The organism is Microbulbifer echini, from assembly GCF_041447225.1.
Classification (GTDB): Bacteria; Pseudomonadota; Gammaproteobacteria; order Pseudomonadales; family Cellvibrionaceae; genus Microbulbifer; species Microbulbifer echini.
In genome coordinates this window covers 167,060-193,125 of record NZ_JBGMEL010000001.1, presented here as the reverse complement: position 1 = coordinate 193,125, position 26,066 = coordinate 167,060, and the positions used below count along the sequence as shown (strand labels likewise).

Genomic DNA, 26,066 nt, shown 5'->3' with positions numbered 1-26,066 from the left:
TTGTGGGGCGCTCGGTCAGGTTCTTTTTGAGGGCTAATCGCCACTCAATCCTGCTGGGCAAGGGCCCGGTTTGGATCAATCGGGCGGTTCAAGCGGTCGACAGGGCGCACCTGCTGCCCCTCCAATAACAGGTGGGTGCCGGCGGCGACGATCCAATCGCCCGCGCTCAGGCCGGAGAACACCGGTACAAATTCCTGACCATAGGGACCCACGGTGACTTCGGTCTTGTGCAGGGTCTGGTGTTCGCGCTCCAGCACCCATACGAAGGCCTTGCCCTCATCGGCGCTCACTGCCGACATAGGCACTTGCAGGATGTCGGTGGTTGTCGCTTTAGGCGCGAAAACCCTGGCGCTCTGGCCTATTTCAATACCGGTGGTTTGCTGGGTAAAGGCCACGCGTGCTTCAAAGGTGCGCGATACCGGATCTGCAGCGGGAGAGAGTTCGCGCACCTGGGCGGGGAAGGACTTGCCCGGTTGTGACCAGAGTTCCACAGTGAGGGGCTGGCCCACGCGGAAGTGGCTGATGGCCTGCTCGGGCAGGTCGATACGTACTTCGCGCTCACCGTCGGTGGCCAGTTCGAAAATACCCTGGCCCGCGGCCACGACCTGGCCGGCCTCGGCCATACGGCGGGCGATGACCCCGCTCTCCGGGGCTTTCAACTCGGCGTAGGCGGCCTGGTTGCGGGCCACGTCGAGTTGTGCCTGCGCTTGCTGCAAACGCGCCTCGCTGGCCTCAAAGCGGGTTTCCACCGCATCGAATTGGGAGTGACTCACCAGTTGGCGTTCCAGTAGTTTGCGGTGGCGCCTCAGTTCACTGCTCGCCAGGCGCTGGTCGGCTTCCGCCGAGGTGAGGCGGGCGCGGGCGGAATCCAGTTGCAGAAGCAGGTCCTCGGTATCCAGCTCAGCCAGTGGCTGCCCCTGTTCGACGCGATCGCCTACATTGACCAGACGCCGCTGGATCTTGCCACTGATGCGAAAGGCCAGAGCCGGTTCGAAGCGGGCGCGCACCTCACCGGGATAGGCATCCAGTTGGGCGCTGGCCACTTGCGGTTGGACCATGACCGCAGGGCGAGGTTTTCCCGATTGTTCAGTGGGCTCTGATGGCGCACAAGCGGACAACAGCAGGCTGAACGATAATGCGGCGAAGAGTAGCGATCGGTACATAAGGGCTCCCTTCCTCGACGGCGAGGTGACAAGGTAAGTCCAGCAGTGGACAGGTCATGGCCGAGTGGCCGGTAATGTTATACTGGTGAGTATAGTAAGTTTATTGAACTGGAGAGTCCAGTATATGGAGTGCTATGTCTGAACAATCTCAGGCAGCCGCCCAACGCGGCCGTCCCAAGGACCCGGCCAAGCGCCAGGCCATTCTCGATGCCGCCAAAGAGCTTTTCCTGACGCGGGGTTTTGCCGCCACCAGTGTGGATGCGGTGGCCTCTGCGGCGGGTGTGTCGAAGCTCACGGTGTACAGCCATTTCTCCGACAAAGAGACGCTATTTAGCGCGGCGATCACGTCCCGTTGCGAAATGATGATGCCCCTGCCTATTTTTGACCTGAAAGAGGGCGACGCGGTCGCGGAGGTACTGGAGCGCATTGGCCAGGCCTTTCTGGGTATGGTCGATAACGAAGATAGCATTCGACTGTTGCGGCTCTTGTGTGCCCTGGCTTCACAGGAGTCGCAGAATTCGAAACTGGCCCAGTTATTTTTCGATGCGGGTCCTCAACGTATCCTGCGGGAAATTGAGCAGTTGCTACAGCGCGCTACCGAAATGGGCAAGTTGCGGGTGGACGATCCGGCGGAAGCCGCCGAGCATTTTATGGGCCTACTACTGGGCTGCCGCCATATGCGTGTTCTGATCGGTTGCTGCGAGGTACAGGCGGAAGCTGAGCGGCATGAGCGGGTGCACCGGGCGGTGGCCTTATTTATGCGAGGGTACCGCTGAGGGGGCTATTGCACCGGGTTGTCCGGCATCAACGGGCATAAACGGTAAGGTCCAGGTGAGGGCACCGCCGCAATGCGTGCAGAACCCGCATTCGATCCAGCGGCCGGCGTCGGATTCCAGTCGGTGGGTTTTTAGCGCACTGCAGGGCAACTTCACCATTTGCCTGTCGAAATATACCGGCACGCCGATCAAGCTGCCGGTGCGTTTCCTGCACCAGCTGCAGGAGCAGAGGCTCACACGGTGGGGTTGTCCGGCAGCGCGAAAGCGCACCGCGCCACAGACACTTCCCCCCTCGTGATTCGCCGTTATACGCGCAGCTCAATACTCAGGTTTTAATCCGGTAACCGGTGCGGAAAATCCACCATATGGTGGTTAGGCACAGTACAAGGAAGAGTAACGTCATGCCGACACTGAGCCCCAGGTTGACATCGGACACACCGTAAAAAGCCCAGCGAAACCCGCTGATCAGGTAAACCACCGGGTTAAACAGGGTCACTTTTTGCCAGAACTCCGGCAGCATGCTGATGGAGTAGAAAGCGCCGCCGAGAAACGTCAGTGGGGTGACGATCATCAGCGGGATGACTTGCAGTTTTTGGAAGTCATCTGCCCAGATGCCGATGATAAATCCGAACAGACTAAAGGTAACGGCGGTCAGCACCAGGAATGTGATCATCCAGAATGGGTGCATGATTTCATAGTCCACAAAAAACCGTGCGGTGACCAGGATCAGTAAACCCAGCAGAATTGACTTGGTCGCGGCGGCGCCCACATAGCCGGCAACAATTTCAAACGCCGATACCGGTGCCGACAGCACTTCGTAAATGGTTCCAGAAAATTTTGGGAAAAATATACCGAAAGAAGCGTTGGAAATGCTTTCTCCCAGTAGAGCCAACATAATTAGGCCGGGGATAATAAAAGCCCCGTAGCTGACCCCTTCGACCTCTCCCATTCGCGAGCCGATGGCGGCGCCAAACACAATAAAGTACAACGAAGTAGAGAGCACCGGTGAGGCGATACTTTGCATCAGCGTGCGCCAGGTGCGGGCCATTTCAAACTTGTAGATTGCTCCAATACCATGCAGATTCATTCCTGAGTCTCCCCACTGAGCTGTTTCTCATGCTCACGGCGTGCGCCGTGCACCAAGTTAACAAAAATTTCTTCGAGGGAGCTCTCCCTGGTATGCAAATCGCGAAACTCTATATTGGCCGAATTTAAGCGGCGCAGAAATTCGGCGATACCGGTGTTTTCACTCTTGATATCGAAGCGGTAAATCAGCTGGCTGCCATCTCCGTTCAGGCGCAGTGGCAGATCGGCGAGGCTATCGGGAATTTTTTGCAGCGGTTCCGGCAGTTGTAGGCTGAGTTCCTTTTCCCCCATTTTCTGCATCAGGTTTTTTTTATCCTCGACCAGTACCAGCTCTCCACGATTGATAACCCCGACGCGGTCGGCCATTTCCTCGGCCTCCTCAATATAGTGGGTAGTAAGGATTACGGTGACCCCGGAATCCCGCAGGCCGCGCACCATCTCCCACATATCCTGGCGCAGCTCCACATCGACCCCTGCGGTGGGTTCATCCAGGAAGAGTACACTGGGTTCATGGGAGAGGGCTTTGGCGATCATCAGACGACGCTTCATACCGCCCGATAGGGTGATGATCTTGTTGTCTTTTTTCTCCCACAGGGAAAGTTGGCGCAGAATTTTTTCTAGGTAGGCGGGGTTGGGCGGCTTGCCAAACAGGCCGCGGCTGAACTTGACTGCTCCCCACACACTTTCAAAGGAGTCTGTAGAAATTTCCTGGGGCACCAAACCAATTGCACGTCGGGCACTGCGGTAATCCCGCTGAATATCAAAGCCACTGACGGTAACGTTACCCTGGCTTGGGTTAACGATGCCACACACGATACTGATCAGCGTTGTCTTGCCGGCGCCGTTGGGGCCGAGCAGGGCGAAAATCTCACCGCGCTGAATTTCTAAATCTATATTCTGCAGGGCGGTAAAACCCCCGGCGTAAGTTTTGCCGAGGCCCTTGATGGAAATTATGGGTTCCACTTTTTCTCCTTGCCAAAGTCTTTAGTGCGACCTGGTCACAATGTTTTCGGGCGTGTGTACATCCTACTGCAAATTCATTTCCATGGAGGGTTTGGGTTTCAGCCAATGTAGAGTGAGCGCCAGGCCAGCGAAAACGATTAACGCACAACTGGCTGCGGAAAATCCACTGGCGAGACCGAAGCGGTCGATCCAGGGTTGGCTGACCAGCGGGGAGAGAAATTGCCCGATAAAAACACTGGCGGCGAGCGCTCCAGATATGCGTCCACGCAGGGTTGGCGCGGCCGATTCCAGGCCGGTGGCGAATATATGTGGAATCAGTGTTCCCATACCCGCGCCGTAAATCGCCGTGGCAATCATTACTGCATACAAAGATTCTGCCCCGGCTATAAGTCCCATGCCGAAAGCCATGACGGCAAACCCCAGGGCGAATACCCCGGTTTTGCCTAAGTGATCACGAGCGCGGGGATAGAGTGTCAGCGAGGCGAGGGCACCCACTAAGTTACTGGTGGCAATGGCGATTCCCGCGAGGCTGGGGGTGTCGATACCAAGCTCTTGCAATAGGAAAGGGAGCTGGGTGGGAATTAGGAAAAAAGCCAGGCTATTGAACATGGCCGCGCCGAGTAGCAACGCAAATGCCGGCCAATAGGGAGTTTCCTTTTTGGCTCCACTGCGCATTTGATGGGCGGTGTTACGGCTGGGTTCCGGCAGGTAGCGCAAAACCGCCGGGATCAGCAGTATGGCCACCGCGTAAATAGCGAAGGGCGCGCGCCAGTGTATATCTGCCAGCAGTCCTCCGGCCATAAGACAGACAACGCCGCCGAGGCTGATAAAGGCGCCCTGTTGACTCATATAGACCTGCCTTTGCGCGGGACTGAAGTAGTCGCCCACCAGGGCGGAGACCGAAGTCATGGTGCCCGCTACGGCGATACCTAGCAGTATGCGGCTGGCCAGCAGCCCTTCCAGGCTGTCCTGTAGCAGCGTCGAAGCGCCGGCCAGGGTGTAAATACTGACAGCCATTATCAGCAGTCGGCGCCGTCCATAGCGGTCGGAAATCAATCCGGCTAGTGGCGCGCAGAGGGCGATCATCAAAGCGGGCAGGCTCAGTATCAGGCGGCTCAGCAGAGCGATGTTTTCATGCTGGGCAAAGTGTGCCTCAAGTGCGGGTAGGGAGGGGGCTACTGTGGCTCCAGACATGATCGTGAGTGCCGCCAGACACAGGAGAGTCAAGCGTCTCTGCGTGGGGATCATGGGCTCCGCTACACCGGGCGATACCGCGCCGATGGAGCTCATCGGTGCCCTCCTTTTTTCTCTATGCTCGCTTTGGCAGGGGCACTAGCCGCCGAGGCCCACAGCCCTTCGTGCACAGCGAATTTGATACTCAGGCTTTGGGCTGTGACCAATAATGTGGTTGTGTTTGTTACGGGTTTTTCTGTGGGCACTGGGTAAATCTGCTTGCTGTTACTGACCATCGGAGCTCTCCCCGGACTTGCATTGGAATGCCGGGCAGTGTAGAACCTCAAGTAAAGTTGAGGTCAATACTGCGGGAGGGATTTCATGAGCGGTACCAACAAAAAGAAAACCGTTGCCAGTTTTGATAGGAAAGGCCGCGGTGAAATGACGGTGGGCGAGGTAGCCGAGCGCAGTGATGTAGCGGTGAGTGCGCTGCATTTTTATGAGAGTAAAGGCCTGATCAGCAGCTGGCGTACCAGCGGTAACCAGCGGCGCTATTCGCGCGATGTGTTGCGACGGGTGGCGATTATCAAGGTGGCGCAGAGTACTGGTATTCCCCTCGCTGAAATTCGCCAGGCCCTTGCAACCCTACCGGATGGACGTACCCCCACCGCTAAAGACTGGGCCAAACTCTCCGCTGGTTGGCGCGAGGACCTGGATCAGCGCATTCGCCAGCTGACCCAGTTACGCGATCGCCTGGAGGGTTGCATTGGGTGCGGTTGCCTCTCTATGCAAAGCTGCCCGCTGCGTAATCCCGGCGACCGGGCAGCGGAGCAGGGCGGTGGGGCGCACTACCTGGAGAGCGACATATAGCGGGGTAGTATTTTGCTCGGCAACAAGTTCTTACTTGGATAATGTCTTTTCCCGAGAATACTCATTGGAATATCCTTTGGTAAAAATCCAGTGTGCCCTGCCATGCATCTTGTGCGGCTTCCCGGTTATAGGCCAGGGGCAGTCCAAACTTCTCTCCGCGCTCGGTGGCGACAGGATTGGTAAAACCGTGCAGTACACCGGGGAAACTGACCAGGGTGAATTTGGCTTCCGCTTCCTGCATTTCTTGTACGAAGGCCGCAACCTGCGGTGGCGGGATCATACTGTCAGCCCCGCCGGTATAAACCAGTAGCTCCGCTGTTATTTTACCCTTTTCTGCGCTGATTTTACTGGCCAGGGCGCCATGGAAACTGACAACACCGCGCAACGCCAAACCGAGGCGCGCCATGCTTAAAGCCACGCCGCCGCCGAAACAGTAGCCCTGCGCGGCGATCTGGGTTGGTTCCACGTGATCGTGTTGCTGTAGCAGGGTAAGTGCGGTGCGAAAGCAAGCTTCCAGAGCTACAGGGTTTTTTAGCGCCTCATCGCGATACTGTTGCGCCTCGGCGGGATCGTCCGTCTGTTTTCCGCTGCCAAAAATATCCACGGCAAACGCGCAGTAGCCCTGTCGGGCGACCTGTTCTGCCTGCTCTCGCACAAAGGCATTGTGGCCCCACCACTCGTGGACCAGGATGACTCCGGGGCGTTTTTCTTTGATGGCGTCATCCCAAACGATATAGCCTGAATAGGACTGACCATCTACCGTGTAATCGATCACTTCGGATTTCATTTTAGGTCTCTCGGGCGAATGATTGATGAACTGAGGCTGGGTTACTTGGCGGCCCTTTGAGTTCCACCAGATTTTGTTCGGGATCGGAAATATAAATGGACGGCCCCATGCCCTCAGCGCCATAGCGTTGTTGTAGTGCCGAGACCTGGATATTTTTCCCTCGCAGAAAGGCGGTAATTTTTTCGGGTTCGAAAGGGTCTATGCGCAGGCAGAAGTGATGCAGGTTGCGCCCTTCCCGCCCCGGTGCGGCACCCCCTTCACGGCCCGCGGCTTGGTCTACAGGAACCAGGTCAATCAGACACTGGCCGGCACGCAATTGATAGAGGCCGAACTCCGGGTTTTCCCGCTCCATTGTGCAACCGAGAATGTCCTCATAGAAATTGCGCATGGCGGAGAGGGATTGCACGCGCAGCACCACGTGGTCGATATATTGAATATTAAACACGGCTTATCCCCGGATCGGTGGAAAGTTGCGATCGGTTATTCATTCGGCAAACAATTGAGCGGGCTCATGTGGGCTAAGGATAGGCCGACAAATGCACTGAATTACCCACAAATTCGCGTATTTGCGCCAGTATTTTACGGGCGATGGTGATTGGGATTTGTCCCGCTTATATCGGCCTGACGGCAAAGGCCCTTTGGGAAGCCGTTTAGAGAATGGTGCCGATGTCAGCGGACACCCGGAGGGAGAAGGACGTCTTAGGGATCGGATTTATATCTTTTCCGCGGAGCGCCGATCGGGAAAACCGGGCTCCACGTCCAGTAAATTCGACAGAAAGGCTGGAATCAGGCCTGGACACTATAAATCTTTTCTCTTGCCTCACGTAGGTCTTGTTCGGACTGGACGATCTCTGTTTCCAGTGCCGCAGCCACCCCCTGACCCTGTGCATTTTTTTTCAGTGTGGTGCGCAATAGCGCAGAGATTTCCGGTTTACAGGAACCGCAACGAGTACCACAACCGAGGGAATCTCCCAGTGCCTCCACAGAGTTATTACCCTGAGCAATGGCTTCTTCAATTTGTGGACGAGTTACCTGCATACAGGTGCATACGGTGCGCTCCCCGGGGGAAATAGCCTGGAGAAGCTGCGCAGGGTTTTTTGGCCGTCCCAATTGCAGATAGCGCTCCAGAGTGCGTCGGTCGGGGAGAATCTGCCAATCATTACTGGCAAAAATAAGCAGCTCTATTTGCTCGCTGTGGGCCAGCCATCGTTGATTATTCAGCGTTTCTATGTGCTGCCATTGTACGTTAGGGTGATTCTGTAATAATTGCTTGCCCAGTTGGCGCCCATTCAGCGGGGCACTCAGTGCCAACTCAAAGCGATAGCCGTTTTGACAGGGCACTCGGTACCAGTGCAACAGGGTTTTGTCTCCATGGGTTTGCAACCAGCGCCATAGATTTTCCCCTACCGGCTCCGGACAAATTAGGGTGGCGTAATTCGAACAAGCTAGGGGTCGCAGTTGTACCGGCACCTGCTTGAACTCCGGTTGCCCGGATATGGGATCCACATCCGCACGAGTGAGGGCGCTGACTTTTGACGCTTGAGCCAGGGTCTGGCTCCAGTGGATCGGGGCGAATAACTCACCGGGCTTTTGACCGCTGTTGAGTATTGCTCGTCCGCACATTGTGCCCTGGGCATTGTACAGCTCTACCAGTGCGCCCTCGTCTATCCCATACTTGCGCGCATCTCCGGGATTGATTTGGATTTCGGCCATTTCACTGTGATCCAGCAACTTGCGCGCACGGCCGGTGCGGGTCATGGTGTGCCACTGATCGCGCATACGCCCGCTGTTTAACCACAGAGGGTGGTTGCTGTCTATTTGCTGTTGGGGCATCCGAGGGGTGATCGCTACGAAATTAGCGCGGCCACTTTCGGTAAAAAATTTGCCATCGGCAAATAATCGCGCGCTGCCTTGGGGATTTTCGCGATTGACCGGCCACTGTACCGGCTGCAGGGCATCGTATTCGCTGCGTTGGATGTCGCTAAATAGTGAGATATCAAAGGCGCGCGCCCCGCTGTTTTCAAACCCGGACAATTGGGCATGCTCGCGAAAGATATCCGCAGGGTGGGTAAAGTCGAAGTGTTGGGCAAACCCCAGGCGGCTGGCCAGATCACATAGTGCTTGCCAGTCGTGACGGGCTTCGCCCGCGGGATCGAGAAAAGATCGTTGGCGGGAGATACGTCGCTCGGCATTGGTGACAGTACCGTTTTTCTCCCCCCAGCCAGTGGCTGGCAGTAGCACATCGGCACAGCGTGCGGTATCGGTATCGGCAACACAGTCAGAGACAATGACCAGGGGACACTTGCGCAGTGCCTCGGTTACACGTTCCGCCTCGGGCATACTTACCGCGGGATTGGTGGCCATAATCCAAATGGCCTTAATCTGACCGCTCTCCACTGCGCGGAACATATCCACCGCTTTTAATCCAGGGGTGAGGGCCATATTGGGGGCATTCCAGAAACGGCGCACCCGGTTAATAGCGTCACTTTTAAATTCCATATGTGCGGCGAGCATATTGGCCAGGCCACCGACCTCGCGACCGCCCATGGCGTTGGGTTGACCGGTAATAGAAAAAGGACCAGCCCCAGTCTTGCCTATACGTCCCGTAGCCAGATGACAGTTGATAATTGCATTATTTTTGTCTGTGCCACTACTGGATTGGTTAATTCCCTGGGAGTAAAAGCTGATGGTTTTTTCCGTCTCGGAAAATAAACGGAAAAAAGCCAATAACTGTTCTGCGGGCACTCCGCAACTCAAGGCGGTTTGTTGTAGGGACCAGTGTTGTGCCGCGGCCAGAGTCTGCTCAAAGCCTTGGCTATGTTGCTGGATGTAGTGATGATTGAGACGGTTGTGTTCGGCGAGAAAATTCAACAATCCATTAAACAGTGCGGCGTCACTGCCGGGGTTAATTGCTAAGTGCAAGTCGGCCATCTCGCTGGTAGCACTGGCTCGGGGGTCGACCACTACTAGCTTTGCTTTGCCTGCCTGCATGCGCTGGAACAGAATTGGGTGTGTCCAGGCGGCATTGGAGCCAATTAAGACAATGAGGTCTGCTTGCTCCAGGTCGCCGTAGCAACAGGGTACAGCATCCGCGCCAAAGGCGCGCTTGTATCCGGCCACTGCCGAGGACATACAAAGGCGCGAGTTGGTATCAATATTGGCGCTGCCAATAAATCCCTTCATTAATTTATTGGCAACATAATAATCTTCTGTGAGCAGTTGCCCGGATAGGTAGAATGCAACAGAGTCAGGGCCGTGTTCGCGTATATTGCGGGCAAACTCACCAGCCACAAAAGACATGGCAGTATCCCAGTCACTGGCCTCGCCGTGTAGTTGTGGGCGGAGCAAGCGCCCGTTATCACCGAGGGTCTCTCCCAGTGAAGATCCTTTGACACAGAGGTGGCCAAAATTAGATGGATGCTGGCTATCACCGCTAACTGAAATTGCCGAGGTGTTTACGCGCTCTTCCCTGTTAATAGTGACTCCGCAACCCACGCCACAATAGGGGCAGGTGGTGCAGGAGCGCTGCGCGTTCAGGTATTCCTTTACTGCCATTATTCTATCTTACTGCAACCGATATAAACGGTATTCCCGTTAAAAGCTAATGGGTAAGTATCGAGCTGGATATTGTTATCTTCCATACAAACACCATCGATAAGGCGAAAATGATGTTTATAAAGTGGTGAGGCAATTGTTAATTCACCGTCCAACTCCGCGATAATTCCCCGCGAAATCACTCCAGCTTGTGCGATCGGGTCCCAGTTGTCAACGGCATACAGCTGTCGGTTCTGGCCCGGTAAAAAAAATAGGGCGATACCCTTTTTGTCCACAGGTTTACCGGAATAACCGGACTCGCTTGAGGAGGTATCGCCCCAAAGGGCACACACCCCGGAGTTGCTGACCAAATCTGTACGTCGACAGATTGGTAGCCATTGGGGGTGGGTTATGGCAACGGGATTAACAGGATTTTGATGGAATGCGGCTTGATACATAACAGTTTCCTTTCAGGATTATGATAAAAAAGTAATTGAAATTAAATTTTCATAAATTAGAGGTGCAGGTAGATCACTGCACACTTCTATGCGGATTCTGCTGTTTCTACTATTTCCTCAACCGTGGCCGGACGAGGCTGGCCGCGCTCCTTAACAAAAATAATTTTGTCATCGCTTTCGCTACTGTTAACAAATTGGCGGAAACGTTTTAGTTTTTCCGGATCGTTGATGGCTGACTTCCATTCACATTGATAGCTATCGACCACACGTTCCATCTGTGTTTCCAATTCCGTACAAATGCTCAGCTTATCATCAACAATAACGTCGCGCAGATAATCAAGTCCGCCCTCCAAACTTTCCAACCAGACTGAGGTGCGTTGTAATTTATCTGCGGTGCGCACATAGAACATCAGGAAACGATCGATATAACGAATCAGGGTTTCATCATCCAGGTCGGTAGCAAATAAATCGGCATGGCGTGGCCGCATGCCGCCATTGCCGCCGACAAACAAATTCCAACCCTTTTCTGTGGCGATAATGCCCACGTCTTTGCTCTGCGCTTCGGCGCACTCGCGGGTACATCCGGAAACGGCCATTTTTATTTTGTGTGGAGAGCGTAAACCCTTGTAGCGGTTCTCGACGTGTAGTGCCATGGCGACGCTGTCTTGTACTCCGAAACGACACCAAGTGCTGCCGACACAGGATTTGACGGTACGCAGAGATTTTCCATAGGCATGGCCGGTTTCAAAGCCGGCATCAATGAGTTCGCGCCAGATTTCCGGTAATTGTTCCAGGCGAGCACCAAATAAATCGATCCGTTGACCGCCAGTAATTTTGGTGTAGAGGTCGTAGCGTTTGGCTACGTCACCGATTACGATCAGTTTTTCAGGGGTGATCTCGCCACCGGGAATACGCGGCACGACCGAGTAGCTGCCATTTTTCTGCATATTTGCCATAAAAGTGTCATTGGTATCCTGTAGACCAACGTGGGACTGCTCCAGAATATGTTCATTCCACAAGGAGGCGAAGATGGAAGCTGCGGTGGGTTTACACACCTCACAGCCCTGACCGCTGCCGTGTTTCTGGAGGAGGTCGCTGAAGGTTTTGATTTCCTCGACCTGAATAATGTGAAATAACTCCTGTCGATTAAAGGGGAAATGCGCACATAGGTGGTTGTTCACCTCCATCCCCAGTGCCGCCAGTTCATCATCGACAATATTTTTTAGCAGTGCGGCGCAGCCCCCACAGCCGGTGGAGGCCTTGGTCACATCTTTGACCTCTGCCAGGGTATGGCAACCGTTCTGGACAACTTCGATAATTCGACCCTTACTGACGTTGTAACAGGAACATACGGTGGCTGCGGCTGGTAAAGCTGAGGCGCCGAGCGGTGATGCCGCATCGTCGTTTGAGGGAAGAATGAGTTGTTCCGGGTGTTCGGGTAGATCGAGATCATTGAGGTGGTATTGCAGTAGGGTGTCGTAGTCCCCTGTATCGCCCACCAGTACCGCGCCCAGCAGTTTTTTGCCGTTCGCATCGGTGATCATACGCTTGTAAATACCGCCCTGCTCGTCGACAAAAGTGATTGCGGCAGAGCCTTCACTGCGCCCGTGTGCATCGCCGATTGAGCCAACCTGGACACCGAGCAGTTTTAATTTAGTGCTCATGTCAGCACCAGTAAAAAATACCTCGGCACCCGTGAGCTGTGCGACTGCAGTGCGAGCCATGCTATAGCCCGGAGCCACCAGACCAAAGATCCGCCCTTCATAAAGGGCGCACTCACCGATGGCAAAAATATTGGGATCCGTTGTGCGGCAGCTGTTGTCGATTATGATGCCTCCGCGCTCGCCAACCTGCAGACCGGAGGACTTGGCCAGTTGGTCTTGGGGACGAATGCCCGCAGAAAAAACAATCATATCGGTGCAAAGTTCGGCCCCGCCTTTAAATTGCATACGCAAGCGCCCATCAGCCTCAGCGATCAATTCAGTGGCCGTGCTGGTATGCACAGTAACACCCAGAGTTTCAATTTTTTTGCGCAGAAGATTCGAGCCACCTTCATCCAGTTGCGCCGACATTAATCCGGGAGCAAACTCCACCACATGGGCCTCGAGGCCAAGGGCTCTCAGGGCATTCGCGGCTTCGAGACCAAGCAAGCCTCCACCAATAACGACACCACTTTTCGCCGTGGAGGCTGCCGCGCGAATCGCATCCAAGTCTTCGAGGGTGCGATAGACAAAGCAGAGTTCGTGCTGATGGCCGGGAATAGGGGGGACAAAAGGGTAGGAGCCGGTGGCGAGTATTAGCTGATCGTAGAGCCCTACGGCACCGCTTTCGGTCGTAACGGTTTGCGCATCTCGGTCGATAGACACAACTCGGTCATTGAGCCGCAGTTCAAAACCCCAGCTTCGATACTGCTCAATATGGCCCATCGCCAAATCGTCTGCTGTGCGTCCAGAAAAGTACTCGGACAAGTGCACTCGGTCATAAGCGGGTCTGGATTCTGCACAGTAGACGGTTACCTCAAAACGGCTGGTTCCTTTATTCTCTACCAGCTGTTCAAGAAAGTGGTGACCGACCATGCCGTTACCAATCACAACCAGCTTTTGCTTTTTTGTAGTGTCCGTCATTGATATTCCTGCCGTCTAAAATCATTTTTTCCGGCAGGAGGAGGGCCACAGGATATGGCAGGGGCGCCTCCTCTTCTGCCGAAGAGTACAGGCGCCGTTGCCTTGGGGGAGAATTTTGTTGGTAATTAAGAGCATTCAATCTTCATGCCAAAAAAATTACCTCGGAATGGCGCCTATCTACTTCTATTGTCCACAATTTCTGGGATATTTTGGTGCGGAAAATAAAAATTATGCGCTTTCTCAGTGCTTAATAAAATTCTGTGGATTATCAGTTGAGAAAAGATGAGTGAATGGGGTAACCAGAGAGGTTGCTGCCATTGAGGTCTCTAGAAAAAATACAGCAAGTGGGAAAACAGCAGGACTAAGGCCAGCAGCTGCCAGAATAAAAGAGGGTTTTTTTCCAGTAAAGGGCGGCCCTTTGGCGATTTGAAGTCTGAATTGGGGACTTCTAAATCCCGGATAAATTCCGACAGGCTACTGTAGCGCTGTTTAGGGTTGGGGGCGCAAGCTTTTTGCAAGGCGCCGTCAATCCAGAAGGGAATATCCTCTCTGTGAGAACCTGCTTTCATAAAGCGCAGGTGTTGGTAACTTTTTAAGTGGTAGTGTAGGCTGCCGAGTCGTTCCGGATAGGGGTAGCTTCCGGTCAGTAACTCATAGGCGATAACGCCCACCGAAAAAATATCCGACCGGTGGCTGGGGCTGTCGCCAAAAAAGAACTCCGGAGCCGCATAGTTTTTACTACCTGGAACACTAGGGTCAGAGAACAACAACTGCTCCCTCAGGCCGGGGCAATCGACACCGCCGAGGTCAACAACCACTAAGCGGCCATCCCTGCGCATCATAATGTTTTCCGGCTTGAGATCGCCGTGGATAATCTCTAAACGCTGCAGACTACGCAGGGCGCTAATGAGCTGGGCCAGTAAAGTTCGCACCTGGGGAATCTGTGCTTGAGGATTGAGTTGCATCCACTGCCGTAGAGTCTGCCCTTCAACGTATTCGAGAACATGATACAGGCTACTTCGCCCGACCTTGGGAGGGTATAGCTTGATAATACCCGGGTGGTTAACCCGCCTGCCGGTCCACTCTTCGGCGATAAACCGCTCGATATAGTGAGGATCATCGCAGTAATTCACCGAGGGCGTTTTGATTGCGCGCAGCTCGCCGGTTTTTTGGTCCCGAGCCAGATACAGGTGGCTGCGATTACTGGCGTAAAGCTCCTGCAAAATAAGAAAACCATCGAGCTTCTGGCCAGGGCGCAAATCGGGTGCGAAAGGGAGTTCGCGGTTGTGCATTGCCAATTCGTCGCACCGGGGCGATCCGATGGCATTGACCCTGGTAACCACCGCACTCAGATTGTCGCTGGAGCCGGCTCGCAGGGCTGTGTCAATTAGTTGTTGCGGCGTGCTTTCGCCAAATTCGAGCAGCCGCTCTTGAATGGAAGTGTCCGGCAAAAAGTCGTGGATACCGTCACTCGTGAGCAAATAAATATCGCCAGGCTCCAATGCCTCACAGCGGTAGTCCACATCAATGTGGGCATCCATACCCAACGCGCGACTGAGAAAGGTACGCCCTGGGGCCAGACGGTGGCTGTGATCACGACTGAGACACTCCAACTTGCCCGCGCGCAAGCGGTAAATCCGTGAATCCCCAATATGAACCAAGTGGGCACTGGCACCCTTAAAAATAATGGCTGAAAAGGTGGTCAGCCAACCCCGCTGAATTTCGACACTGCCGCCACTCTGTCGATATAGCCAATTGTTGAGCGAGTGCAGTACCCGCGCGACCGCGTGCCGGGTGGACCAGGTCTCCGGGGTGCTGTAATAGTCGCAGAAAAAACCGTTGATTGCTGCGCGAGCGGCTTCGCCCCCAGCTTCGGCACTGGCGACACCATCGGCTAGTGCGGTGAGGCTACCATGGCGCTGTAACGTGCTTCCCTCGGGCAAGCGCACTGCACAGGCATCGTCATTGTGCCGGCGGTGGCCGGCACAAGTGGCGATGAAAACCTGCAGAGCATCGATTTTATCACTCTGCGGGTTTGCGTTAATCCCTGAGAGTTTGTATGCACTCACCGGAATTACGGTGTCCAGCTCTTTATCAGGCGACATCAATCATAGATACGCTGCCATCGGGATGGACTTCGGCCATTTGACCTTCGGGTTCTTCCAGCAGCAACAGTGCGCCAAAGCCAAGCAGTGCAGTGACGCAGATGACCAGAAAAAATATCTGATAGGAGACCAGGCTCAAGATGGTGAGATAAAAAACCGCACCGACATTGCCATAAGCACCAGTCATACCCGCGATTTGTCCGGTGAGGCGGCGCTTGATCAGAGGAACCACAGCAAATACAGCCCCTTCACCGGCCTGCACAAAGAAGGAGCAGGCCATAGCGGCGGCTACCGCCAAGTAGAGAGGCCATTCGGCATCGATCAGGCTCATAGTGAAATAACCCAGAGCCAGGCCTGCCGTTAAGACCAACAGGGTGGGTTTGCGTCCCCAGCGATCACTGATCAGGCCACCCGCTGGGCGGGACATCAAGTTCATAAACGCATAGGCCGAGGCGAGCAGTCCGGCTTTTACAGGATCCAAGGTAAAGGTTTCTGAGAAAAACAGTGGGAGCATGGAGACTACGGCGAGTTCAGAGCCGAAGGTAGCAAAATACAGAAGATTGAGTACGGCTACCTGTTTGAACTTATAGCGATGCACAGGTGCTGGCGGATTGCTAAAGATATCGCGATTAATACTATAAGTTTTGCGAGCATCCAGCAGGTAAAGTAAGCCGAGCCCACAGTAAATCAATGTGGCGCTGAGACTGGAAATCATGGCAACACCACTTGACAGTTTCCAGGTCAACAGTGCCAGAGCCGCATACATGGGCACCTTCATAATCAGCAATAAAATAAAATCTCCAGTGCTGGTCACCTCCATCGCGCCAATCTTTTTGGGCTTGAAATAAGTGGAGCCCTTGGGGGTATCGGTTACAGACAGGTAGTAAATCACACTGTATACCAGTGCGATCACTCCGGTGATGCCAATTGCGTAGCGCCAGCCGTCGTCACCGCCAAAAAACAGTGCAATGGTGGGCAAAGACATAGCGGCAGCGGCGGAGCCAAAATTTCCCCAGCCGCCATAAATACCTTCGGCGGTCCCCAGTTGGCGTGCGGGGAACCATTCTGAAACCATGCGAATACCTACAACAAAGCCCGCACCAATAAAGCCGAGTAGGAAGCGGCCGACGGCGGCCTGCATAAAGTTGTCTGCCAGGGCAAAAATAAAACAGGGTATGCTGCCGATGGCGAGCAGCAGGGAGTAGGTAAGCCTGGGTCCATATTTGTCCGTGAGCATCCCGATCACAATGCGCGCGGGAATGGTTAGGGCCACATTCAAAATAAGCAGGGTTTTCACCTGATCAGAGGTGAGGGAGAGGCTCTTCGATATGGCCATTAACAATGGTGCGTGGTTGAACCAGGCGAAAAATGTAATGAAGAAAGCTACCCAGGTTAGGTGAAGGATTTTTATCCTTCCTCGAAATGAAAACAGATTGAGTGATTCACTGGACATGCGCATTTCCTTTATTTGTAATCCCGGCAGGCACAAAAAAAGCCCACTGCCGCGGCTGTGCGGCCGCAATCAATGGACTTCGTTGCCCGGTATCGTCGGTGAAAGATCGATTGACTGTACTAATGTGCCTGGTAGCAGGCCATTGCATCATCGCAATATTTCCATTCAATTAATGTGCCATTATTTATTTACGCTGAGAAAGTCTACTGTCTGGCGGTAGAGATCGGATCTAAAATTTCGGCCGTTGGCTGGAGTCGTTTCGCTAAAGCTACTGCACATTTCAATCAGCTGTTTAGCTTTTTCCTCACAGGGGCGCCCGTTGTCATTATCACTATGGGCAAACAGGTGCCAGCCAGGATTGGCAATGATTTCGGCATTTTGACGGTATAGCATCTGATCATTTAGTGAGCGCTGTAAAAGGAATTCTGGCAAATCCAGATATTGCTGTTGTGCCAATAATCCTGCAGCTTCATGGCGGTTCTCCCGTGCCGCCAACCAGGTACAGGCCTGTAATAATGCACTGCGTAAGGCCAAGTGGCTGACTGGATTGGCTGTATGCCAACGCTCAGTGACTGCCAGAACTTTTTCCGGCATCGCCGGTAAAAGGGTATTGCAGGCTGTAATCACAACGCCGCTACCCTTATGTGCAGCGAGTGTATTCCACGGTTCGCCAACGCAGTAACCATCAATCATTCCGCTGTAGAGGTTCTCCAGCATCTGCTCGGGGGGCAGTATGACAAGTTGTATTTCCTGATCGGGATTGATGTCTGCAGAGCGCAACCAGTGACGCAGCTGCAGGGCATGACTGGAGAAGGGGTAGACCGTAGCCAGCCTCACCGGCGCCGATTTCGGGTTTTCTCTTAAATAGACTTTGAGTGACTTGGCAATATCGCTTTGTCTCTCGCCTGCACCATAATGCAGCAAACGTTGGTGGAGATCCGTTGACAGAGTAATGGCATTGCCATTGCAGCTAAGTATCAGGCCGCTGATAAGTTGTTCCTGGCAGTTCGGTAGGGCTTGTTGCAAGGTCAGCGGCATTGGAGCCAGCATGGCCGCTGCGTCTGCTTTGCCGCCAATCAATTTGTCGCGCAGGGTTGCCCATGAAGTTTCCCTCTGCAGCTGCACTTCGAGACCAACTTGGTGAAAGTACCCTTTTTCCTTGGCAACGATAAGTGGGGCACTGTCTGTTAGGCGCAAATACAAAAGCTTGATCAATTTTTTTTCCGGACACAGTAAGGGTGACATCAGTAATTCAATGCTCGCTTTGGAAATAGTGAATAAGCTGTTCAGCCACTGTACGCATAGTGGCATTGCTACTCATGGCAAGGTTGCGCAGGGTTTTATGGGCTTGTTCTTCCGTGAGATTTCTCTTGGCCATCAGCAAGCCTTTGGCTCGCTCAATCATTTTGCGTTCGGTAAGTTGTTGCTTGGTTCTTTCAAGGGATTGGCGCAGTTGTTGAAAGTTTCGAAATTGTGCCATGGCAATTTCTATGGCTGGGGTTACCCGGTCTGGAGTAATGCCCTCTGCCATGTAGGCGCTGACCCCGGAATCCAGTGCGCGACCTATAAAGTCAGCATTACTGCGACTGGAGAACATGGCCACTGGTGTTGGAGCCTCCCGGTTGACGATGGCGAGGCTTTCCAGGATATCCCTGTCGGGAGATTCGATATCGATCAGAACGACATCGGGGCGATACTTTTCCACTTGAAAAAGAAGTCCCTCGGCGCTGTTAATTTGTGCGACAACGGTGTATCCGGCAGCGCGCAAACGTTCGCAAACCAGATGGGCGCGTTCGTGGTTGTCGTCAACCAACATGATTGCGGGGGGTGTATTTGTCACGGCTTAAGAAGGCACTCGTTTCCAGTTTTAAATACTGTTCATCTAGTGCCAATCAATACTTGTGCCAAAAGTGCAGGAAAAGCAAAATAAAATAAATTTTTCTATTTCCATGAGGTGTGATAAAGAACTTCCTGTTATTTCTGAGTGCGCTATTTTGCGTCTATTGCTTTTTTAGTACAAGAGACTGGTTCTTGTAAGGCTTTTGGCTGCTGTGTATTGAGCGGCTGGTGGCAATAATAGATGCACGCTAAATCAATATTTACAGCAAGCTAGTCCTACCACTTTTAGATTTTTTAAGATGCAGATCTTCTGAAAGAGTGGTTTAAAGAAATGCTGATTGATAAGGGGTTGGCGTTGTATGAATGTTGGTTGAAAAATTGAATAGAGTGTATATCCGGATAAAAGCGTAGTGGCTTGAAATAGATATCAATCGTTATGTCGGCGTTCCCATGACCTCAGGGGTCCAAAATACGCAGATAAAGCCTTTTAGAGTAGGGGTAGTGTTTAGGCGGTTAACCGGATTACAGTTACGTTCACGGTTTGTCCGGGCGCAAGGATATAGTATCCGTAGCGATATCCCGTAGATTGACCTATCTTCCCCAGGGTTAGGTGGCCAGCTAAAGTAGAAAAGTCAGTGCGGCCTAGAGACGCTAATACTTGAAAGTTAGTACCCCTCCATTTGAACAGCTTCTCCTAAGGCTAATAAATCTTATTTATAGCCTTATAAATTTCACCAATTGTGGCTATTAAGTAACTTCCCTTTCAATCCACGTTTTCGGCGTTTACACTCGGGCTGTTTATATATTGGGCAATCGAATCCTTTTTGAGGTAGATGTAGTTGTAAATTCATAATATTAACGATGAGGGGCACGGCGGTGATAATAGCCATACCGAGAGAAACTGCGGAAGGAGAGGCGCGTGTTGCGGCGACTCCAGATAGCGTCAAGCGTTTACTTGATTTGGGCTTTTCTATTGTTTTGGAGAAGGGAGCCGGTACTAAGGCTAGCTTCAGCGATGAACTCTATCAGCAAGCCGGAGCTGAAATTCGCGAGAATATAACGACCTGTCTCACGGGGGCGGATGTCGTACTAAAAGTACAGCCGCCATCGGATGAAGAGTTAGCATTGATTCCCAGTGGCGCAACGCTAATTACCTTTTTAAAACCCGCACAAAATACTGAACTCCTGCAAAAGCTGGCAGAGAAAAATGTTAACGCCCTAGCGGTTGAGTCTATCCCCAGAATTTCTCGCGCCCAAAAAATGGATGCACTCAGCTCCATGGCCAACATTGCCGGCTACCGTGCGGTGATCGAAGCCGCGCACAACTTTGGTCGTTTTTTTACAGGGCAGATTACGGCCGCCGGGAAAATTCCTCCCGCCAAAGTCTTGGTTATTGGCGCGGGTGTTGCGGGCCTCTCTGCAATTGGCACGGCAAAAAGTATGGGGGCCATAGTACGGGCCTTTGATACCCGTGCCGAAGTGCGTGAACAGGTAGAGTCCATGGGAGCGGAATTCCTCACGGTACAGGTGGAGGAGGAGGGCTCGGGTTCTGGCGGTTACGCCAAAGAAATGTCCAAGGAATTTATCGACGCGGAAATGGCCCTGTTCCGGGAACAGGCCAAAGATGTGGATATTGTGATTACCACGGCCCTGATACCCGGAAAACCTGCGCCAAAGCTCTGGCTGGCCGATATGGTGGACAGCATGGCGCCGGGTTCTGTTGTGGTGGATTTGGCGGCAGAAATGGGGGGGAACTGTGACTATACCGAACCCCACAAGAAAGCTGAACGCAGTGATGTGACTATTATTGGATATACCAATTTACCCAGCCGTGCTGCTACGCAATCCTCGAGATTATACTCTACAAATCTGGCTCACCTGCTCAGTGAGCTCACCCCTGAAAAAGACGGTGAGATCGACCTGAACTTTGATGATGAGGTGATCCGCGGCGCAACAGTGGTAAAATCTGGGGAAATCACCTGGCCACCTCCCGCGCCTAAGGTTTCTGCCCAGGCTAAAAAACCGAGTAAAGCAATTGAGGAACCTAAGCTCAAGGTTGAGAAAGAGAAGAAAAATAAAAAATCCCCCCTGGCCATTTTTACATTTTGGGCGGTTGCAGCGATCTTACTTCTATGGTTTGGCAAAGTAGCTCCCCCGGATTTTGTCTCCCACTTCACGGTTTTTGTGTTGGCAATTTTTGTCGGCTGGCAGGTGGTTTGGAATGTCACGCATGCGCTGCATACGCCATTAATGAGCGTTACTAATGCCATTTCCGGGATTGTAGTGGTGGGGGCATTATTGCAACTGGGAGCGACCGGATCGGGGTTGGTTACATTGCTCGCTTTTGTTGGTGTGTTGGTAGCCAGTATCAATATTTTCGGTGGTTTTTTTGTTACCTACCGAATGCTCAAAATGTTTCGTCGATAAGGAAGGGGATAAGTGATGAACGGTATGATTGCAATGGCTTATCTTTTTTCTGCGGTGATGTTTATTTTGAGTCTGGGTGGTTTGTCCAGTCACGAAACCGCACGCAGGGGAAATATCTACGGCATGGTTGGTATGGCGGTTGCCATAATTGCCACTATTGCCGGTATTACCACCGGTGCCTATTGGATGGTGATCATTGCCATGGTGGCCGGGGCCGCGATAGGCCTGTCTCTGGCAAAGCGCGTGGCCATGACACAGATGCCGCAGATGGTGGCGCTACTGCATAGCTTCGTTGGTCTTGCTGCGGTTTTAATTGGCTGGGGAGGTTTTCTCGACCCGCGAATTAATCTGCATGGGGCTGCGCATGTTGTGCACAGCACAGAAATCTATCTTGGGGTGTTTATCGGGGCAATCACCCTGACTGGCTCTCTGGTGGCTTTCTGTAAATTACAGGGCGTAATCTCCGGGAAGCCGTTGATGCTGCCGGCGCGGCACTGGCTAAACCTAACGGCCATCGTGGCTTGTATCGTGCTCGGCGTGCTCTTTGTACCTGCGGAAGTGAACGCGGCAACGGTTCTCAATTTACTGCTGATGACGGCCATTGCGTTACTGCTCGGTATTCACCTGGTGGCTGCTATCGGTGGAGCCGATATGCCTGTGGTGATCTCCATGCTGAACAGCTACTCAGGATGGGCTGCGGCGGCAACCGGATTTATGCTGGGTAACGACCTGCTTATTGTTGTGGGCGCCCTGGTTGGCTCTTCCGGTGCGATCCTTAGCTACATTATGTGTCGCGGTATGAATCGCTCCTTTATCAGCGTTATTCTCGGTGGTTTTGGCTCCGATGGTGGAGAGGTCTCCGACGAGGAAGTAGACGGTGAGGTTATTTCGATTGACCAACAAGAACTGGCGGATGACCTTAAGGCTGCCGATAGCATTATTATTGTGCCGGGCTTTGGAATGGCGGTTGCCCATGCACAACAAGCGGTTAGCGATCTGACCGATCGCTTGCGCAGCATGGGTAAAACGGTGCGCTTCGGTATTCACCCTGTTGCAGGGCGTCTCCCTGGTCATATGAATGTCCTCCTAGCCGAGGCCAATGTACCCTATGACATCGTTTTGGAAATGGATGAAATCAATCCGGACTTTCCCGATACAGATCTGGCACTGGTGATTGGAGCCAATGACACGGTTAACCCAGATGCCGTAGAGAAACCGGGCTCGCCAATTGCCGGAATGCCAGTGTTGGAAGTTTGGAAAGCGCGCAGAGTAGTAGTACTCAAACGTTCCATGGCCTCGGGTTATGCTGGTGTGGCAAACCCTCTTTTCTATAAGGAAAATGCGCGCATGTTGTTTGGCGATGCTAAAGACAGTTTACAGGGAGTGCTCGGCAAGGTTTGCGACTAACAGAATAGTACCTGACGATCAATTGTCAGGTGGTTTTTCGATGCGGGCTTGGGGCGCTTGTGCCAGATTGGCGTTAAGCACTTTTGGCCCGTTTGCTTTTTTGATGGGTATATTCTTTTCAACTCACTTTGACTATCGCCCGCCTCTATCGATAGTGATAATCTTCCAGCCTTAATCGTTATCAATAAAAAATATTTAGGAGCTTGGGAATGGGGACCCGTTTTCGCGAAATTGCCAAACAGGGCTTGATTGCAATAGGTGTGCTTAGCCTTGCGGCTTGTGGCGGTGGCGGTGGCGGTGGCGGTGGCGGTGGCGGTGGAGGGGGTGGCGATGATACTTCTGCAGAAGAAGAAACTCAGGGTACCTGGGTCAAAGGCAATTTTCTGCCGTCTACTACCTTTATGGGCCGATGTGTATCGCCAAGAACAGGCATCAATCCAGGTACCGGCTATGAATATATCGATCAGCTGGGAACGCGCGAGGATGAGAACAACTGGCTGCGCTCAATGAGTCATGAGTACTATCTTTGGTACGATGAAATTGAAGATAGGAATCCTGCCGATTATTCTGACTCCCTGGCTTATTTTGACCTGCTAAAAACAACCGCTATTACCCCTTCAGGCAAGGCCAAAGACAGTTACCATTTTGCAGAGTCAACTGAAATATTACAGACAGAGAAGCAGATTGGATACGGAATCCAATGGGGCTTGCTTTCTAAGCGAGATGAATTGCCGCGCAAGGCGGTGGTTGCCTATCTCGATTATGAGAGGGACGATGAGGATAATAAATTACCGGAATGGCTCACCCGTGGTGCAGAGCTTATCAGTGTGGATGGTGTCGACCTCGCTTATGGCGAAGACGTCGATACCTTAAATAATGGTATGTGGCCCGTAGAAGAAAATGAGGCGCATGTATTCAAAATGTTGCCGTTAGGGGCCACAGAAACTGTGGAGGTCACTCTGGTTTCTAAGTTGGTGAACTCAGATCCGGTACAATACGTAAAAATTGATACCACAAACTCTGGCCATAAAGTGGGCTATATCCTGTTTAATGACCACCTCGGCAGGGCGGAAGGTCAGCTGAAAACTGCGATCGAAGGGCTTGCACCGCAAAATATTGATGAGCTTGTTTTGGATCTTCGTTACAACCGGGGTGGTTATTTAGATTTGGCCGCTGAAGTGGCTTATATGATCGCCGGCGATGCGAGTATCGGTCGCCCGTTTGAATATACCCGTTTCAATGACAAGCACCCAGAGATTAACCCGTTTGAGGGAAAGCCGCTTGATCCGGTGCCTTTTTATAGTAAAGCACAGGGTATTACGGATAAATCCCTTGAGGGGCAGTCGCTGCCAACACTGAACCTGCCGCGCCTTTTTGTATTGACGGGTGAAAATACCTGCTCAGCCAGTGAATCTATTATCAATGGATTGCGTGGAATTGATATCGAGGTAATCCAGATTGGCGGGGCTACCTGTGGTAAACCCTATGGTTACTATCCTCTGGATAATTGTGGCACCACCTATTTTTCCATTCAGTTTGCCGGTTCAAACGCTAAAGGCTTTGGCGAATACACCGATGGATTCTTCCCTGGTGGTACTCCGATGGGCGGTGCGAATTTACCCGGCTGTGAGGTAGGGGACGACTTTGAGCATTTCTTGGGGGATACCGATGAAGCCCGTTTTGCTACGGCCCTCAACTATATCGAAACGGGAGAGTGTGGAAACTTAGAGGTAAAAGCCTTTTCCGACTCCGGCGTAAGTAAACAGCCGTTGGAATCCGGTGTGCGTGTGCCAAAGCCCATTTATCGCAGCAGCCGACTCATGGGGAAATAGTATGAAAGTGCTTAGTCGGGCCAGCTTACTTTTCGTAGCTTTTATTGCCAGTGGCTGTGGGGCTCAGCAGCCCTCTGTTGGGTTGCTGCAGCCAGCGCTGCTTGCCGAGGCGGGGCCTCAGAGTCGAAACGAGATACAGCGTATTGTTTCTGAGGCAATGGGAGGGATGGAAATCACTCTTAGCCCCAATGTGTTTTTAGAAAGTAGCCAGCTTGTCTTTGACAAAACACCGCGGCAGATGGGTTTAATTGGCCGTGATATGGGCCGGCCAATTAAATTTGAGCTCTTTTTGCAAGGCGAGCGCTGCTGGTTAGTACGCTTGCCGGATGGTCCGCGCTGGGCGCTGGAGGCCAAGTGTGTTCCAGCGGGCCAAGACTGAGAATTGGTCTGAGGGGAGAGGTATAAAACCGCTCCCCTATTGTCTCAACGCAATAAGTTAGACTTCTTAACATCCGGCTTCTGCGCCGCGCGGTATATCAAGGCGATCTTGCCGATTTCCTGGATCAACTCTGAGGAAGACTTCTCGCAGAGCTCCCCCACTATCTGGTGGCGGACTTCGCGGTCGGCGATCATTAATTTGACCTTAATCAGCTCGTGGTCTTCGAGCGCGCGGTTCAGTTCTTCCATCACCCCCTCGCTCAGCCCATTGCCGGCTATGGTCACGACAGGTTTGAGGTTGTGACCGAGCGAGCGAAGCGCTTTTTTGCGGTCGGCGGTTAAAGGCATACAATACTCCATTACCACTTTGTGGATTTCGATGTGGGAGCGGCCACGGGCCGCGATCGTCGCCAGTATTTGTCCGGCAAACCCGATCGCGGCCCGTGGCCGCTCTTACAATTAAGCTGTAGTGATTGTAGGCATTGTACCCGATGGGCCGATCTAAGAGCAGCCACCGCTGGCTGCGTGAACATTTTAATGACCATTACGTCAAACAGTCCCAAAAAGAGGGATACCGCTCCCGTGCGAGCTATAAGCTGCAGGAGCTGCAAAATAAGGACCGCTTATTCAAGCCGGGCATGACCGTTGTCGACCTGGGCGCGGCTCCAGGGGGCTGGTCTCAGGTCGCCATGGAACTGGTGGGGCACAAAGGCCGGGTTTTGGCGTCTGACATATTGCCAATGGACCCCCTGGCCGGTGTGGACTTCGTGCAAGGTGACTTTACCGAGGAGTCAGTGCTCAGTGAGTTACTGCAGTGCCTCGGTGATGGAATGGCAGACCTTGTGATTTCCGATATGGCCCCCAATATGAGTGGAATACGCGACGTTGATCAACCCGCCTCCATGTACTTGGTGGAACTGGCTGTAGATATGGCTCGGCAGGTTTTGAAACCCGGCGGTGCCTTTGTCGCCAAAGTCTTCCAGGGGGAGGGGTTCGACGAGCTGATCCGCGATCTCCGCGGTAGCTATAGCAGTGTTGTAACCCGGAAACCTGGCGCCTCCAGGCCCCGCTCTCGCGAGGTCTATCTGGTGGCAAGAGGCTACAAAGGCGGTTAGGTATTACGGCGTATTTCTAGTCGGCGCGCTCGATATGGTATAAGCGATACCAGCGTTGGGCGGCAGGGCTGTTGCT

Annotated in this window: 22 protein-coding genes; 7 read left to right on the top strand and 15 right to left on the bottom strand. The window is 53.0% G+C overall.

From position 1 onward, the window contains the following. Positions 1-44: 44 nt before the first annotated feature. A complete protein-coding gene (locus ACCI51_RS00780; protein ID WP_371842249.1) occupies positions 45-1,163 on the bottom strand; it encodes an efflux RND transporter periplasmic adaptor subunit in 1,119 nt (372 codons plus the stop codon). Positions 1,164-1,297: 134 nt separating this feature from the next. Here ACCI51_RS00780 and ACCI51_RS00775 point away from each other — a divergent pair, with 134 nt between their 5' ends. Next, a complete protein-coding gene (locus ACCI51_RS00775; RefSeq protein WP_371842248.1) occupies positions 1,298-1,939 on the top strand; it encodes a TetR/AcrR family transcriptional regulator in 642 nt (213 codons plus the stop codon). Here the strand turns inward: ACCI51_RS00775 and ACCI51_RS00770 are convergent. The 4 genes from ACCI51_RS00770 to ACCI51_RS00755 form a co-directional block, all read right to left on the bottom strand. Next, complete coding sequence (locus ACCI51_RS00770) at positions 1,916-2,248, bottom strand: GFA family protein (protein ID WP_455363770.1); 333 nt, start codon at positions 2,246-2,248, stop codon at positions 1,916-1,918. The genes ACCI51_RS00775 and ACCI51_RS00770 overlap by 24 nt on opposite strands. Before the next feature lie 16 nt (positions 2,249-2,264). Continuing rightward, the gene (locus tag ACCI51_RS00765; RefSeq protein ID WP_371842245.1) at positions 2,265-3,026 is read right to left on the bottom strand and encodes an ABC transporter permease; all 762 of its coding nucleotides are present in this window, start codon (positions 3,024-3,026) and stop codon (positions 2,265-2,267) included. Beyond that, complete coding sequence (locus tag ACCI51_RS00760) at positions 3,023-3,988, bottom strand: ABC transporter ATP-binding protein (RefSeq protein ID WP_371842244.1); 966 nt, start codon at positions 3,986-3,988, stop codon at positions 3,023-3,025. Before ACCI51_RS00760 ends, ACCI51_RS00765 begins: the two co-directional genes overlap by 4 nt. 63 nt (positions 3,989-4,051) lie before the next feature. Continuing rightward, positions 4,052-5,278 carry an MFS transporter gene (locus ACCI51_RS00755; protein ID WP_371842243.1) on the bottom strand — a complete coding sequence of 409 codons (1,227 nt, stop codon included), beginning with the start codon at positions 5,276-5,278 and terminating at the stop codon, positions 4,052-4,054. 264 nt (positions 5,279-5,542) lie between these two features. Here ACCI51_RS00755 and soxR point away from each other — a divergent pair, with 264 nt between their 5' ends. Further along, complete coding sequence (gene soxR, locus ACCI51_RS00750) at positions 5,543-6,031, top strand: redox-sensitive transcriptional activator SoxR (RefSeq protein WP_299579384.1); 489 nt, start codon at positions 5,543-5,545, stop codon at positions 6,029-6,031. A gap of 61 nt (positions 6,032-6,092) precedes the next feature. On the opposite strand, the gene ACCI51_RS00745 is transcribed toward soxR, so the two are convergent. The 9 genes from ACCI51_RS00745 to ACCI51_RS00705 all read right to left on the bottom strand — a co-directional run bounded on the left by ACCI51_RS00745 (position 6,093) and on the right by ACCI51_RS00705 (position 18,832). Further along, positions 6,093-6,818 (bottom strand): dienelactone hydrolase family protein, encoded by a 726-nt coding sequence (locus ACCI51_RS00745; RefSeq protein WP_299579381.1) that lies wholly within the window; start codon positions 6,816-6,818, stop codon positions 6,093-6,095. 1 nt (position 6,819) lies between these two features. Further along, on the bottom strand, positions 6,820-7,263 hold the full coding sequence (locus ACCI51_RS00740; protein WP_371842242.1) for a VOC family protein: 444 nt from the start codon (positions 7,261-7,263) through the stop codon (positions 6,820-6,822). Positions 7,264-7,604: 341 nt separating this feature from the next. After that, positions 7,605-10,373: a nitrate reductase gene (locus ACCI51_RS00735; RefSeq protein WP_371842241.1), complete on the bottom strand. Its 2,769-nt coding sequence runs from the start codon at positions 10,371-10,373 to the stop codon at positions 7,605-7,607. After that, positions 10,373-10,810 (bottom strand): nitrite reductase small subunit NirD, encoded by a 438-nt coding sequence (nirD, locus tag ACCI51_RS00730; RefSeq protein WP_371842240.1) that lies wholly within the window; start codon positions 10,808-10,810, stop codon positions 10,373-10,375. The genes ACCI51_RS00735 and nirD overlap by 1 nt, the downstream gene beginning before the upstream one ends. An 86-nt stretch (positions 10,811-10,896) precedes the next feature. Beyond that, complete coding sequence (nirB, locus tag ACCI51_RS00725; RefSeq protein WP_371842239.1) at positions 10,897-13,434, bottom strand: nitrite reductase large subunit NirB; 2,538 nt, start codon at positions 13,432-13,434, stop codon at positions 10,897-10,899. 326 nt (positions 13,435-13,760) lie between these two features. Then, positions 13,761-15,539, bottom strand: coding sequence for a protein kinase domain-containing protein (locus ACCI51_RS00720; protein ID WP_371842238.1), 1,779 nt, complete (start codon positions 15,537-15,539; stop codon positions 13,761-13,763). Next, on the bottom strand, positions 15,529-16,992 hold the full coding sequence (locus ACCI51_RS00715) for a NarK family nitrate/nitrite MFS transporter (protein WP_371842237.1): 1,464 nt from the start codon (positions 16,990-16,992) through the stop codon (positions 15,529-15,531). The genes ACCI51_RS00720 and ACCI51_RS00715 overlap by 11 nt, the downstream gene beginning before the upstream one ends. A gap of 180 nt (positions 16,993-17,172) precedes the next feature. Then, positions 17,173-18,207, bottom strand: coding sequence for a CmpA/NrtA family ABC transporter substrate-binding protein (locus ACCI51_RS00710; protein WP_371842236.1), 1,035 nt, complete (start codon positions 18,205-18,207; stop codon positions 17,173-17,175). A 37-nt stretch (positions 18,208-18,244) separates the two neighbouring features. Beyond that, a complete protein-coding gene (locus ACCI51_RS00705) occupies positions 18,245-18,832 on the bottom strand; it encodes an ANTAR domain-containing response regulator (RefSeq protein ID WP_371842235.1) in 588 nt (195 codons plus the stop codon). Between the two features lie 875 nt (positions 18,833-19,707). On the opposite strand from ACCI51_RS00705, the gene ACCI51_RS00700 reads away from it, so the two are divergent. The 4 genes from ACCI51_RS00700 to ACCI51_RS00685 all read left to right on the top strand — a co-directional run bounded on the left by ACCI51_RS00700 (position 19,708) and on the right by ACCI51_RS00685 (position 24,876). After that, entirely contained in the window at positions 19,708-21,258 is a 1,551-nt protein-coding gene (locus ACCI51_RS00700; protein WP_455363769.1) for a Re/Si-specific NAD(P)(+) transhydrogenase subunit alpha, read from the top strand. A 15-nt stretch (positions 21,259-21,273) separates the two neighbouring features. Next, a complete protein-coding gene (gene pntB, locus ACCI51_RS00695) occupies positions 21,274-22,665 on the top strand; it encodes a Re/Si-specific NAD(P)(+) transhydrogenase subunit beta (RefSeq protein ID WP_366525533.1) in 1,392 nt (463 codons plus the stop codon). A gap of 209 nt (positions 22,666-22,874) precedes the next feature. Continuing rightward, a complete protein-coding gene (locus ACCI51_RS00690; protein WP_371842233.1) occupies positions 22,875-24,497 on the top strand; it encodes a S41 family peptidase in 1,623 nt (540 codons plus the stop codon). 1 nt (position 24,498) lies between these two features. Beyond that, the gene (locus ACCI51_RS00685; protein ID WP_299579344.1) at positions 24,499-24,876 is read left to right on the top strand and encodes a hypothetical protein; all 378 of its coding nucleotides are present in this window, start codon (positions 24,499-24,501) and stop codon (positions 24,874-24,876) included. A gap of 44 nt (positions 24,877-24,920) precedes the next feature. Here ACCI51_RS00685 and yhbY read toward each other — a convergent pair whose 3' ends face one another. Next, complete coding sequence (yhbY, locus tag ACCI51_RS00680) at positions 24,921-25,223, bottom strand: ribosome assembly RNA-binding protein YhbY (protein WP_299579341.1); 303 nt, start codon at positions 25,221-25,223, stop codon at positions 24,921-24,923. A gap of 143 nt (positions 25,224-25,366) precedes the next feature. Between yhbY and rlmE the strand changes: the two genes are divergently transcribed. After that, complete coding sequence (rlmE, locus tag ACCI51_RS00675) at positions 25,367-25,990, top strand: 23S rRNA (uridine(2552)-2'-O)-methyltransferase RlmE (protein ID WP_371842232.1); 624 nt, start codon at positions 25,367-25,369, stop codon at positions 25,988-25,990. Positions 25,991-26,066 lie beyond the last annotated feature (76 nt).